The organism is Pseudomonas sp. KNUC1026, assembly GCF_021650705.1.
Taxonomy (GTDB): Bacteria; Pseudomonadota; Gammaproteobacteria; order Pseudomonadales; family Pseudomonadaceae; genus Aquipseudomonas.
Genome location: NZ_CP087138.1, coordinates 3515086 through 3527979 on the forward strand (window position 1 = coordinate 3515086; position 12894 = coordinate 3527979).

Genomic DNA, 12894 nt, shown 5'->3' on the forward strand with positions numbered 1-12894 from the left:
CCGCGGGCGTGGCCGGTTGCGACTGTGGCGGGCCTGCCCCGCTGCATTCAGTCGAGCAACTGGCTGAGCACTCGGTGGCCATCCTCGGTCACTTCGACCATCGCTGAAAGCATCACGCTGTCCTGGCCATCCCGGGTCAGAACGGTCCAGAAATCCGGTGGCTGGAACCGCACCCCAAACGCACCGGCCTTGGCTATCACATGGACATTCAGCACCTGCCCGGCGGCCATCGTCTCCGAGCTTTCGACCGGGCTTTTGTAGCCGAGCACCTGAGGCTTCTGGATACGCTGCTGGCCCATGGCGTATCCGCAGAGCTCACGAATCGCCACGGCCTTGCCGGCATCCAGCGCCCGCTCGATGGCGTTGCCGATATTGCCCAGCCGCTCACCCGGCCGCACCTGGGCGATTCCGCTGGCAAGCGCTTCCTGAGCCGTCTTGAGCAATTGCCGCTGCTGATCGGTGGCGCCAGGGGTGGCGAATGTCCAGGCCTGCGCGACATAGGCCTTGGGCGATGCCGCCACCAATTCGACCTTCACCAGGCCGGCCTGCGGAAAAGGCTCGGCTGTAGGCGGTGCGTTGCCCACCTGGCGGTTCACCGACACCGGAACTGCTTCCGTATAGCCGTTGAACCCGACCAGCATCGGCCGCCAGCCGTAGTGTGAAAACTGTTTCAGCAAGGCGGCCTGGATCGCCAGGCCATTGCTGCCCTGGCGGATCATCGGTTCGACTTCGCGCAACAGGCCGCTTGCCATCGGCGCAAGCCGCCGCTGCTCCTCCCGAATCGTCTGGTCATCGAGTTGGGCGATCCTGGCCGCCCATGCCCTGTTGCCTTCGGCGTACTGCGCCTCCAGCGATGGCTTGCCGAACACACCTGTGCAGCAGAGCAACGAAAGCAATCCGATCTTTCTCAAAGCCTATCCTGATACTGAGTGACTGACCTGGCCGCAGGTCATTCCGATGCTGGCCATGTGGGTGCAGGCCGCAAGAATACTCAAATCCGCCGCCCAGCGCAGGGCTCGCCACCTCTCAGCTGTCACTCTTCAAAGGCTGCGGGTGCACGAAAGGCCCGGTTAGCGATACCCTTGGCCGGTGAGAACAACAGATGAGCCACGGCAGGCTCACACCATGCCCCGCAACACCCGAGAGATCCTTCATGCAGACCTTTTTCATCGCGCCGACCGACTTCGGCGTGGGCCTGACCTCCATCAGCCTGGGGCTGGTACGCACCCTGGAGCGCGCCGGCCTGCAGGTCGGCTTTCTCGAGCCGGTGGCGCAGCCGCACCCGGGCGACACCGGCCCTGAGCGCTCCACTGAACTGATCGCCCGCACCCACGGCCTCAAGCCGCCGACGCCGCTCAACCTGGGGCACGTGGAGCGCATGCTCGGCGATGGGCAGCTCGATGAGTTGCTCGAAGAGATCGTGCAGTTGCAGCAGCAGGCGGGTGTTGGCAAGGACGTGCTGATCGTAGAAGGCATGGTGCCCACCCGCCAGGCCAGCTATGCGGCGCGGGTGAACCAGCACCTGGCCAAGAGCCTGGATGCGGACGTGATCCTGGTGTCGGCCCCGGAAAGCGAGGCGCTGGCTGAGCTGTCGGGCCGTGTGGAGTTGCAGGCGCGGCTGTTCGGCGGTGCTCGCGACCCCAAGGTGCTGGGCGTGATCCTCGACAAGGTGCGCACCGACGAAAGCCTTCGAGAGCTTCGCCACGCGCCTGCGTGAACATTCACCCTGTTGCGCAGCGGCGATTTTCGCCTGCTGGGTTGCATCCCTTTCCAGCCCGAGCTCAATGCACCGCGCACACGCGATGTGGCCGAACTGCTCGGGGCGCGGGTGATCAATGCCGGCGACTACGACCAGCGGCGCATGGCCAATATCATCCTGTGCGCCCGTACCGTGGCCAACACCATCAACCTGCTCAAGCCGGGCACGCTGGTGGTGACGCCAGGCGATCGCGACGACATCCTGCTGGCGGTCAGCCTGGCTGCGATCAATGGCGTGCCGCTGGCCGGGCTGTTGCTCACCAGCGACTCGGTGCCCGACCCACGCGTGCTGGAGCTGTGCCGCGGCGCGTTGCAGGCCGGCCTGCCGATTCTTTCGGTGAGCACCGGCTCCTACGACACCGCCACGCGCCTGAACCAGCTGAACCGCGAGATTCCCATCGATGACCGCGAACGCGCCGAGACCATCACCGACTTCGTTGCCAGCCACCTGGATTCGCGCTGGCTCGAACAGCGCTGCGGCACGCCACGGGAACTTCGCCTGTCGCCGGCAGTGTTCCGCTATCAACTCGTGCAGCGGGCGCAGCAGGCCGACAAACGCATCGTTCTGCCCGAGGGCAACGAGCCGCTGATCATCCAGGCCGCCGCCACCTGCCAGGCCCGCGGCATCGCCCGCTGTGTACTGCTGGCGCGGCCTGACGAGGTGCGTGCCATCGCCAGCGCGCAAGGCATCGAGCTGCCACCAGGGCTTGAAATTCTCGACCCCGAGGCTATTCGGAGGCGCTACGTGGCGCCCATGGTGGAGCTGCGCCGCAACAAGAACCTCAACGAACCAATGGCCGAGCAGCAGTTGGAGGACCCCGTGGTGATCGCCACCATGATGCTTGCCCTCGATGAGGTCGACGGCCTGGTGTCGGGGCTGGTGCATTCCACCGCCAATACCATTCGCCCCGCTCTGCAACTGATCAAGACCGCGCCAGGCTGGAGCCTGGTGTCTTCGGTTTATTTCATGCTGTTTCCCGACCAGGTGCTGGTTTACGGCGACTGCGTGATGAACCCGCACCCCAGCGCCGAGGAGCTGGCGCAGATCGCGCTGCAGAGCGCTGACTCAGCCAACGCCTTCGGCATCGCGCCCAGGGTGGCGATGCTCAGCCATGCCAGCGGGCAGAGTGCAACAGGCGAGGAAGTGGAGAAGGTGCGTGAGGCGACCTTGCTGGCGCGAGAGGCGCAGCGCGATTTGCTGATCGACGGGCCGTTGCAGTACGACGCCGCCGTTAATGAGCTGGTGGGCCAGCAACTGGCGCCGGGCAGCGCAGTGGCCGGGCGCGCCACGGTGTGCGTGTTCCCGGAGCTCAATACCGGCAATACCACCCTGAAGGCAGTGCAACGCAGTGCCGACTGCACGAGCCTGGGGCCAATGCTGCAAGGGCTGCGCAAACCTGTGAACGACCTGCCGCGGGGTGCGCAGGTCGAAGATATCGTCTACACCATCGCGCTGACCGCTATTCAGGCCAGCCGAGCGCTATAGTCTCGCCACATCGCCCGGCAAGCCGGCCTCCCACAGGATGATCAGATCACACCGTGGGAGGCCGGCTTGCCGAGCGACATGCCAGATCACTGCTGATACTGCTGGCCCTGTTGCTGCTGTTGCGCCGGTGCCTGGTATTGCTGGCCAGGGATGGGCTTGAGGTTGACCTCGACCCGGCGGTTCTGCGCCCGGCCATTCACGTCGGCGTTGCTGGCCACCGGCTGGTCCGGGCCCATGCCACGCACCGACAGGCGCGAGCCATCCACACCCTGGCTGGTCAGGTAGGTCGCCACGGCCTGCGCACGCTGCTGAGACAGGTCCATGTTGTGCTGGCGGCTGCCGGTGCTGTCGGTGAAGCCGACGATCTCGATGGTGTTCTCGTTGAACTGCTTGAAGGAGCCGGCGAGGTTGTTCAGCGGCGAGTAGAAGCCAGGAGCGATGGACGAGGAGTCGGTGGCGAAGGTGATGTTGCCGGGCATGATCAGCTTGATCTGGTCACCCTGGCGCTGCACTTCTACACCGGTGTTGGCCATGCTCTGGCGAAGTTGAGCCTCCTGGCGGTCGGCATAGTGCGCCATAGCCCGCCGAGGCCGCGCCCGCGACGGCTGCGCCGATCGATGCGCCCTTGCCGCGATGGTTGTGATCGATGGCGGCACCCGCCACGGCACCAGCCAGTGCACCCAGGCCGCCGTACTTGGCGGTGCGGCTCATGCCTTCCCCGCCCTGGCCCTGCTGCGCCTGGCTTTGTTCCGAATAAGGATTGGGGGAAGCGCAGCCGGCGAGGGTCGCGGCGGCCAGCGTGGCGAGGATCAATTGGCGGGCGTTGAACGTCGTAAAACTCCTGAAGACAGATGGCAGGCGAGGCCTTTTTGAAGCGCCTCACACGGCTATTTGAACCGCAAACCGAAGGTTGTTTCCATGACAGGAAATTTAGCCGATGGCTTATTTGTGTCAGTTGATGACCGCAGACGTTCCGTTCAGCGTTCTGCCATCAGTTGGGCGTAACGCCTCGTGTCGACATTACTACCGGTGACGACCACGCCCATTCGCTTGCCACGGCAGGCACCTGGGTTTTCCCGGAGTGCGGCCAGGCCCAGGCAACCAGTGGGCTCACGATTATGTTCATGCGCTTGGCAAAGAGATCGCATCGTCCACCCCTTGAAAAATGACTGGCCCAATCACTAATTGGAAAAAACCTTCTAATCATAATGATCGAATCAAGCATAACGAATCGATATTGATCGATTCGATCATTAATGGCACTATCCTGACCATAACAATCACAAATCAGGACAGCGCCAATGAAATTCCACGGCATCGTTCCCGCCCTCGTCACCCCGCTCACCGCTGATCAGCAGCTCGATGAAGCCGCGCTGCGCAATCTGATCGAAAACCTCATTGGCCACAGTGTGCACGGCCTGTTCGTGCTCGGCACCAACGGCGAGTTCTTCGCCCTGAGCGAGGAAGAAAAACTGCGCGTAGCGCGCATCACCGTAGAGGCCGCTGCCGGCCGCGTGCCGGTGATCGCCGGCACCGGTGCCTTTGCCACCGCTGAGGTGGTACGCATGAATGCGCGCATGCATGAACTGGGCGTCGATGGCCTCTCGGTCATCACCCCGTACTTCAATGCCGTCAACGAGCGCGAGCTGATCAAGCACTACGAAACCATCGGCAACGCCTCGGCGCTGCCGATCATGCTTTACAACATCCCGGCCGAAACCGGCATGAGCATTGGCATCAAGGCGGTGGCTGCGCTGTGCCAGCACCCGATGATCAAGGGCATCAAGGACAGCGCCGGCAATTTCGACGCACTGGTGCAGATGATGCAGTACCGCAGCGACGACTTCGCCGTGTTCGCCGGCACCGACTCGCTCATCTACTGGAACCTGCTGGCCGGTGGCGACGGCGCGGTCGCGGCCACCGCCAACGCGGTGCCTGGCGTGGTGATGGACATCTGGAACCGCTTCAAGGCCGGCGACCACGCCGGGGCACGCAGCGCCCAGGAGCGCCTGCGCCCGCTGCGCGACACTTTCGGCATGGGCACCCTGCCGGTGGTGCTCAAGGAGGCCACCAACCTGCTCAACCTGCCCGTGGGCCCTTGCCGCTCACCGATCCTGCCGCTGGAGCCGGCCCAGGCCGAACGCCTGGCCCAGGCGCTGGCCGTGTACCGCAACTGACCGGAGGCCGCCATGAGCTATCACTTCCAGACCGTCAAACACCTGGTACACGGCGCCGGCTGCCTCGATGAGCTGGCGCAGCGCCTGGCCCTGCTCGACCTGCCGATCAAGCGCCTGGTGCTGGTCACCCAGAACTCGATGCACCGCCTGGGCGTGACCGAGCGGGTGCGCGCCATGCTCAGCGCCGAAGGCATCACCGTGCAGGTGATCGACCAGGTCGAGATCGAGCCGACGCTAGCCAACATCGAGCAGCTGTTTCGTGACCAGGTCGCCCCGCACGCCCCCGATGCGCTGCTGGCGATCGGCGGCGGCAGCGTGCTCGACGCCGCCGAACTGTTCTCGGTGCTGCTGACCAACGACACGCCGCTGCGCGAGCTGCTGGGCGTGGACAAGGTCGCTCGGCCCGGCATCCCGACCATCATGGTGCCGACCACCTCCGGCACCGGTTCCGAAGTCACCCCCAACGCCATCGTTACGCTGCCCGACGAAGCACTGAAAATCGGCGTGGTCAGCCGCCACCTGCTGCCCTCATTGGTGCTGCTCGACCCGCTGCTCACGCTGAGCCTGCCGCGGCCGATCACCGCCGCCACCGGCATGGACGCGTTCACCCATGCGCTGGAGTCGTTCATTTCGACCAAGGCCAACCCGGTCAGCGACGGCTTCGCCCTCGAGTCGATGCGGCTGATCGCCGGCAGCCTGGTGCAGGCCTTCGAGCAACCCGACTCGGTACAGGCCCGCGCCGACATGCTGCTGGGCTCGATGTACGGCGGCCTGGCTTTGACCGCCGCCGGCACGGCCGCAGTGCATGCGCTGGCGTACCCGCTGGGCGGGCAGTTTCACGTTACCCACGGCGTGGCCAACGCGATGCTGTTGCCCCACGTGATGCTGTTCAACCAGGACGCTTGCGCCGCCCGCCTGCAACGCGCGGCCAGGGTGTGCGGCATCGCTTCGGAGAAAGACAGCGAGCTGGTGGCCTCCGGCAAGCTGGTGGGCTGCATCGTCGACTGGGCCAAACGCCTGCACATCCCGCAGGACCTGCGCGCCTTTGGCGTAGAAGACGAGCACGTGCCAGGCCTGGCGGTAGCGGCCTCGAAAGTCACGCGGCTGATGGGCAACAACCCCAAGCCGATGTCGCTGGATGACATCGAAGCGGTCTACCGGTGCCTGCTGCCATGAAGCGCCTGCTGATCCTGGCCGACGACCTGACCGGTGCAGCCGACTGCGCAGTCGGCTTTTCAGCCCGCGCCCGCTGCGCAGTCGCGCTGCAGGCTGGCGAACCGCTGCCAGCTGGCGCCGATGTGGTGGCGCTGGACCTGGACAGCCGCCGCATGGCTCCCGAGGCTGCGGCGCTCGAACACCGCCGCGTGCTGGCCCTGCCCGGCCGCGAACGCTACGCGCTGTACAAGAAGATCGACTCCACCTTGCGCGGCAACTACGCCGCCGAAATCGCCGCGCTGAGCAGCCGTGGCCTGGCGCTGGTGGCCCCGGCTTATCCAGCGCTGGGCCGAACCACCCGCCAAGGCGTGCAGTGGCTCGACGGCGCGCCGGTGGACCTGAGCGAAACCTGGCGCAACGAGGGCCTTGCCGGCAGCGCGAACCTGGTCGCGGCGTTGAGCGCCCAGGGCTTGCGCTGCGCTCGCCTGGCGCGCAGTGAACTGGGCGAGGCGAGCGAACGGGTACGCCAGGCACTGGCCGATGGCGTGCAGGCGCTGATATGCGACGCCGATACTGACGAAGACCTCGCAGCCATTGCCCAAGCCAGTGCTGCACACTGGCAGCGACTGTTCTGGGTGGGCTCGGCGGGCCTGGCCAAAGCGCTGGAACCCTGGTTGGAGGGCCATACCGCGCAGGCCGCAATTCCCACCCATGGCCCGGTGCTGAGCGTGGTCGGCTCAATGGCCTCGCATTCTCACGGGCAGGCCCGGTACCTGGCCGAGGCCAGCGGAGCGCTGGAACTTGTACTCGATCCGCAGGCACTGCTGGCAGGCGAGCACACGCACACGGCGGCCGTCACCCAGGCACTGGCCGGCGGCCGCGATGTGGTGCTGACCCTCGACCAGCAACAGCGCGCACCGCAGCAGGCCGCAGCGCTCAGCCAGGCTTTGGCCGCCAGCCTGCATCAGTGCCTGAGCAACGCCGGCACGCTCATCGCCACCGGCGGCGAAACCGCCCGCGCACTGCTTGAAGCCGCCGGCATTCATCAACTCGAACTGCACGCCGAGCCGGCACCCGGCCTGGTCCGCGCGCACGCCCGGCACCTCGGCCGCCCTCTCACCGTGATCACCAAGGCCGGTGCCTTCGGTGCCCCGGATGCCCTTCTGCGCCGCCTGGCGGCAACTCGACCTGGGCCCGGCCATCGCCGGGCAGGAGCTCCCCTATGCTTGAACGCCCTGTGATCGGCATCACCCTGGGCGACGCCACTGGCGTTGGCCCCGAGATCATCGTCAAGGCTTTGGCCCACGAGCGCGTGCATGCGATGTGCAAGCCGCTGGTGATCGGCGATGCCAAGCGCCTTGAAAGCGCCAACCGCATCGTCGGCGGTTCGATGCGCGTACATGCGATCCAGCACCCGCGCGAAGCGCTGTACGAGCCGGGCACCATCGACTGCATCGACCTGGCCCTGATCCCCGAAGACCTGCCCTACGGCAAGCTCTCGCCACTGGCCGGGGACGCCGCCTACCAGTACATCGCCCACACCGTGAAGCTGGCCGAGGCCGGTGAGTTGCAGGCGATCTGCACCGCGCCGCTGAACAAGGAAGCGCTGCACGCCGGCGGGCACATTTTCCCGGCCACACCGAACTGCTGGCGCACCTCACCGGTGTCGAGGAAGATCTCGATGATGCTGATGACGCCAACCCTGCGGGTGATCCACGTGACCACTCACATCGGCATCATCGACGCCATCGCCCGCATCGAGCCGGGCCTGGTGCGCCGCACGCTGGAACGGGCTACATGAAACGCTGGTGCGTGCCGGCACTCCAGGACCCGCTGATCGCCGTGTGCGGCATCAACCCCCATGCCGGCGAAAACGGCCTGTTCGGTTACGGCGAGGAGCAGACCAAGATCCAGCCCGCCATCGACGAGCTGCGCGCCCGCGGCTGGCGCGTCGAAGGCCCGCTGCCGGCCGACACGCTGTTCTTCCGCGCCGGCCGCGGCGACTTCGAGCGCAGTCGTGGCCATGTATCGCGACCAGGGCCATGGCCCGGTCAAGGTCATGGGCCTGGAGGCCGGGGTCAACGTGACCATCGGCCTGCCGGTGATCCGCACCTCGGTCGACCACGGCACTGCGTTCGACATCGCAGGCACCGGCATCGCCGACGAACGCAGCCTGATCGAAGCGCTGCGCCAGGCCGTGGAGCTGGCCGCCCGCCTGTTTGAGCTGGTTCATCCGCCCCACACAACAACAATTCTGGAGCGATAACGATGGCAACCTTCGATTCGAAAGACACGATGATCATCATCGCCATGGTGGTGCTGTACATCCTCTTCACCACCTGGCTGAGCCTGCGCCTGCGCAGCCGCACCAGCGAGCAGTACATGGTCGCGGCGCGCAGCATGCCGGCCTATGTGGTGGGCATTCTGATGATGAGCGAGTACATCGGCGCCAAGTCCACGGTAGGCACCGCGCAAGCGGCGTTCGAGAGCGGCATGGCGGCGTCCTGGGCGGTGATTTCGGCAGCGATCGGCTTTCCGCTGTTCGGCCTCTTGATGGCGCGCAAACTCTACAGCTCAGGTGAATACACCATCTCCGGCTTCATCGAGAAAGTACGGGCGCTCCACCAAGCTCATGGTCTCGGTGATCATGATCTACGCCCTGCTGCTGGTGAACGTCGGCAACTACATCAGCGGCGCGGCGGCCATCAGCACGGTGCTGAAGATCAATCTGCCGGTGGCAGCGTTCATCACCGCGATCATCAGCACGCTGTACTACGTGTTCGGCGGCCTCAAGAGCGTGGCCTACGTGAGCATCCTGCACACCGCGGTCAAGTACGTGGGTGTGCTGATCGTGCTGGGCACCGCGCTGTCGCTGGCCGGCGGCTTCGAGAAGATCCATCAGGGCCTGCCTGCGCATTACTTCACCTGGGACGGCGCCATCGGCGGCTCCAAGGTGGCTGCATGGATCATCGGCACTGCGGGTGCGATCTTCTCCACCCAGTTCATCATCCAGGCCATTTCCTCCACCCGCAGCGCCAAGGCTGCGCGCGCCTCGACCTACTGGGCCGCCCTGCTGTGCCTGCCGATCTCGCTGGCGCTGGGCCTGATCGGGGTGGCAGCCAAATACCTGTACCCGGACATGAACAGCCTCTACGCCATGCCGGTGTTCTTGCAGGCGATGAGCCCCTGGATGGCAGGTTTGGTGACCGTTTCGCTGGTGGCGTCGATCTTCGTCGGCGTCAGTACCGTGGCGCTCGCCATCGCCTCGCTGGTGGTGCGCGACTTCTATGTGCCGATGTTCAAGCCCAACGCCGAAACCGAATTCCGCATGACCAAGCGCATCGGGCTGGTGATCGGCTTCGTGCCGCTGATCTTCGTGTTCTTCGTGCCGGAGATTCTCAACCTGTCGTTCTTCACCCGCGCGCTGCGCCTGTCGATTACCGTGGTCGCGCTGATCGCGATCTACCTGCCGTTCTTCGCCACCACCCGTGGCGCAACCCTGGGGCTGGCCGCCGCCACCGTGACCACCAGCGCCTGGTACCTGATGAACAACCCCTACGGCATCGACAACATGTACATCGCCCTGGCCACCCCGGCCGTGGTGATCCTGATCGAACGCTGCCTGCCCGGCGCTGGCCGCGCCAAGGCCGAGGCGGCCAAACCGGAGGTTTCCAATGCCAACTGAACAACGCCAGGACGCCTATCTGCCGACGCCCTACGCCCAGAACCACGCCGCCAACCTTCACGAGCTGGCCGACGGCACGCTGCTGTGCACCTGGTTCGCCGGCACTCAGGAAGGCATGGCCGACATCTTCGTGCTGCTCTCGCGCAAGGCGCCAGGCGAGCCCTGGAGCGAGCCGGTCAAGCTCAGCCAGGACGACACCCGCTCCGAGCAGAACCCGATCCTGTTCCAGGCCCCCGATGGCCCGCTGTGGCTGATCTGGACTGCGCAGGTCTCGGGCAACCAGGAAACCGCCATCATCCGCCGCCGCCTGAGCGAGGACGGCGGCCTGACCTGGGGCCCGGTCGAAACGCTGTTCGACGAACCGGGCATATTCGTGCGCCAGCCGCCGGCGATTCTGGACAACGGCGACTGGGTGCTGCCGGTGTGGTACTGCATCGCCTTGCCCGGCGAGAAGTGGGTGGGCAGCCATGACGTCAGCGCGGTGATGATCTCCAGCGACGCCGGCCGCAGCTGGGCGCGCCATGATGTGCCAGCCAGCACCGGCTGCGTGCACATGAACGTGCAGCAGCTGACCGATGGCAGCCTGCTGGGCCTGTTCCGCAGCCGCTGGGCCGACCATGTGCACGCCTCGCGCTCCAGCGATGGCGGCCGCACCTGGTCTGCCCGGAGCCTATCGAAGTGCCTAACAACAACTCCTCCATCCAGTTCGTGCGCCTGGCCAGCGGCGAGCTGGCGCTGGTGTGCAACCCGGTCAACGCCGAGGGCATCAGTACGCGGCGCGCGTCGCTGTACGACGAGATCGAAGACGAAGGCGATGACCGCGTGGTGCCCGGCGCCAACGCCGATGGCCGCGCAGCGGTGTGGGGCATCCCGCGTGCGCCGATGAGCCTGATGGTGTCGCGTGACGAAGGCCGCAGCTGGCCCACGCAGCTGAACCTCGAGGAAGGCGACGGCTTCTGCCTGACCAACAACTCCCAGGAAAAACTCAACCGCGAGTTCTCCTACCCCAGCGTGATTCAGGCCCGCGACGGCAGCCTGCACGTGGCCTTCACCTACTTCAGGCAGAAGATCAAGCACGTGCACCTGCCACTGGCGGCACTGCGTTGAGGAGATGGCCATGACTGAGCAACCTCGTACCGCTCTGGTGACGGGCGCCAGTTCCGGCATCGGCCTGGCGATCGTGGAGCGCTTGCTGGCCGACGGCTGGGCGGTGATGGGCCTGTCGCGCCAGCGGCCGGCGCTGGAGCATCCGTCGTTCAGCTGGCGTGCAGTGGACCTGAGCGACCGTGAGGCGACCGAAGCGGCGCTGGGTGAGATCGGCCCTTTGCACGCCGTGGTTCACGCCGCAGGCGTCATGCGCACCGCACCTCTGGGCGAGCTGGACCTGGACGCCGGCGCAGCCATGTGGCGCCTGCATGTGGAGGCAGCGACGCAATTGGTCGACCGCCTCAGCGGGCGCCTGGCCGAGAGTGGCCGGGTGATCCTGATCGGCAGCCGCACCTGGCAGGGCGCCGCCGGGCGCAGCCAGTACGCAGCCACCAAGGCCGCGCTGGTGGGGCTGGTGCGCAGTTGGGCGATGGAGCTGGCGCCGCGCGGTATCGCGGCCGAACGTTATCGCCCCGGTGCCACCGACACGCCGATGCTGCGCGACCCGGGCCGCCAGGGCACGCCACCGCGCGTGCCGCCGCTGGGGCGCTTCGTGAGCCCTGAGGAGGTGGCGGCCTACACAGCCTTTATCGCCGGGCCGCTGGCTGGGGCGATCGCCGGGCGAACCCTGGTCATGTGTGGCGGCGCCTCCTTGTGAGTCAGAGTACTGCCCAGATCGCCACCGCCGAACGGACGCTGCATGAAAGTCGCCAACCGCCGCCAGACCCTGCTCGAATTCGTCCATGCCAACCCCGGCAATGCCAATGTCGAAACGCTCTGCGCCTTGCTCGGGGTGAGCGAGAGCCACGGTGCGCCGCGACCTGACGGCGCTGGCCGAACAGGGCCTGGTGATGCGCACCTACGGCGGCGCTGCGCATATCGGCGCGCGCGAGCCGGAGCAATCGCTGCAGGAGCGCAGCGGCCAGCACTCCACCGAGAAGGCCCGCATGGCCCGCGCCGCGCTGGCGCACATTCACGACCACGACACCCTGCTGCTCGACGGCGGCACCAGCACCGCCGCGCTGGCGCGGTTGCTCGGCGAGCGCCGTGGGCTGCATGTGATCACCAACAACCTGTTGGCGCTGCCGGCGCTGCAAGACCTGCCCGACGGCCGCGTGACCCTGCTGGGCGGCGACCTGCGCAGCGAGAGCCTGTGTACCTTCGGCCCGGCGGCCCTGGCGATGCTGGAGCGGCTGAGCGCCGACAAGGTGTTCGTCAGCGCCGACGGCGTGGTGGCCGGGCGCGGGCTGTGCGAGGCGAGCGCGGAACAGTCGTATCTGAAGGACAAGATGCTGCAGCAGGCAGCGGAGGTGTTCGTGCTGGCCGATGCGGCAAGCTCGAGCGGGACAACCAGCGGCACTGGACGCCGGTGAGCGGGCATTGGCGGTTGATCACCAGTGCCGAGGATGAGGCGCTGGTGGCGCCGTTCATGAGTAGCGGGTTGGTCAGGGTCGAGAAGGTCTGAACGTCTCAGACCGTAGGAGCGC

The 12894-nt window shown here is 66.3% G+C and carries 8 protein-coding genes and 6 pseudogenes; 12 read left to right on the top strand and 2 right to left on the bottom strand.

Annotated elements, in window-relative coordinates:
- Window positions 1–47: 47 nt before the first annotated feature.
- Complete coding sequence (locus tag LN139_RS16465) at window positions 48–911, bottom strand: M24 family metallopeptidase (protein WP_236355245.1); 864 nt, start codon at window positions 909–911, stop codon at window positions 48–50.
- Window positions 912–1153: 242 nt separating this feature from the next.
- Here LN139_RS16465 and pta point away from each other — a divergent pair.
- Window positions 1154–3244, top strand: a pseudogene (gene pta / locus LN139_RS16470) (phosphate acetyltransferase).
- A gap of 86 nt (window positions 3245–3330) precedes the next feature.
- On the opposite strand, the pseudogene LN139_RS16475 reads toward pta, so the two are convergent.
- Window positions 3331–4102 (bottom strand): annotated as a pseudogene (locus tag LN139_RS16475) (OmpA family protein).
- Window positions 4103–4545: 443 nt separating this feature from the next.
- On the opposite strand from LN139_RS16475, the gene dapA reads away from it, so the two are divergent.
- From dapA to LN139_RS16515, 11 genes and pseudogenes are all read left to right on the top strand, one after another.
- A complete protein-coding gene (dapA, locus tag LN139_RS16480; protein ID WP_236355246.1) occupies window positions 4546–5421 on the top strand; it encodes a 4-hydroxy-tetrahydrodipicolinate synthase in 876 nt (291 codons plus the stop codon).
- Between the two features lie 12 nt (window positions 5422–5433).
- Complete coding sequence (locus LN139_RS16485) at window positions 5434–6597, top strand: iron-containing alcohol dehydrogenase (protein ID WP_236355247.1); 1164 nt, start codon at window positions 5434–5436, stop codon at window positions 6595–6597.
- The gene (locus LN139_RS16490; protein ID WP_236355248.1) at window positions 6594–7817 is read left to right on the top strand and encodes a four-carbon acid sugar kinase family protein; all 1224 of its coding nucleotides are present in this window, start codon (window positions 6594–6596) and stop codon (window positions 7815–7817) included. Before LN139_RS16485 ends, LN139_RS16490 begins: the two co-directional genes overlap by 4 nt.
- Window positions 7799–8377, top strand: a complete 579-nt coding sequence (locus LN139_RS24905) for a 4-hydroxythreonine-4-phosphate dehydrogenase PdxA (RefSeq protein ID WP_268944761.1) — start codon at window positions 7799–7801, stop codon at window positions 8375–8377. The genes LN139_RS16490 and LN139_RS24905 overlap by 19 nt, the downstream gene beginning before the upstream one ends.
- Window positions 8374–8514 (top strand): annotated as a pseudogene (locus LN139_RS24910) (4-hydroxythreonine-4-phosphate dehydrogenase PdxA); the annotation flags it as partial. The gene LN139_RS24905 and the pseudogene LN139_RS24910, both read left to right, overlap by 4 nt.
- 85 nt (window positions 8515–8599) lie before the next feature.
- On the top strand, window positions 8600–8842 hold the full coding sequence (locus LN139_RS24915) for a 4-hydroxythreonine-4-phosphate dehydrogenase PdxA (protein ID WP_268944762.1): 243 nt from the start codon (window positions 8600–8602) through the stop codon (window positions 8840–8842).
- 164 nt (window positions 8843–9006) lie between these two features.
- Window positions 9007–9123: pseudogene (locus LN139_RS24920) on the top strand (hypothetical protein); the annotation flags it as partial.
- A 100-nt stretch (window positions 9124–9223) separates the two neighbouring features.
- Complete coding sequence (locus LN139_RS16500; RefSeq protein ID WP_268944763.1) at window positions 9224–10261, top strand: sodium:solute symporter family protein; 1038 nt, start codon at window positions 9224–9226, stop codon at window positions 10259–10261.
- Window positions 10262–10376: 115 nt separating this feature from the next.
- Window positions 10377–11368 (top strand): annotated as a pseudogene (locus LN139_RS16505) (sialidase family protein).
- A gap of 10 nt (window positions 11369–11378) precedes the next feature.
- Window positions 11379–12065: an SDR family NAD(P)-dependent oxidoreductase gene (locus LN139_RS16510; RefSeq protein ID WP_236355249.1), complete on the top strand. Its 687-nt coding sequence runs from the start codon at window positions 11379–11381 to the stop codon at window positions 12063–12065.
- 42 nt (window positions 12066–12107) lie between these two features.
- Window positions 12108–12872: pseudogene (locus LN139_RS16515) on the top strand (DeoR/GlpR family DNA-binding transcription regulator).
- Window positions 12873–12894 lie beyond the last annotated feature (22 nt).

What these genes read in the sequence shown, in the direction of transcription:
- dapA (WP_236355246.1), top strand. Translation starts at nt 4,546, where the DNA reads ATGAAATTCCACGGCATCGTTCCCGCCCTCGTCACCCCGCTCACCGCT.
- LN139_RS16485 (WP_236355247.1), top strand. Translation starts at nt 5,434, where the DNA reads ATGAGCTATCACTTCCAGACCGTCAAACACCTGGTACACGGCGCCGGC.
- LN139_RS16490 (WP_236355248.1), top strand. Translation starts at nt 6,594, where the DNA reads ATGAAGCGCCTGCTGATCCTGGCCGACGACCTGACCGGTGCAGCCGAC.
- LN139_RS24905 (WP_268944761.1), top strand. Translation starts at nt 7,799, where the DNA reads ATGCTTGAACGCCCTGTGATCGGCATCACCCTGGGCGACGCCACTGGC.
- LN139_RS24915 (WP_268944762.1), top strand. Translation starts at nt 8,600, where the DNA reads ATGTATCGCGACCAGGGCCATGGCCCGGTCAAGGTCATGGGCCTGGAG.
- LN139_RS16500 (WP_268944763.1), top strand. Translation starts at nt 9,224, where the DNA reads ATGATCTACGCCCTGCTGCTGGTGAACGTCGGCAACTACATCAGCGGC.
- LN139_RS16510 (WP_236355249.1), top strand. Translation starts at nt 11,379, where the DNA reads ATGACTGAGCAACCTCGTACCGCTCTGGTGACGGGCGCCAGTTCCGGC.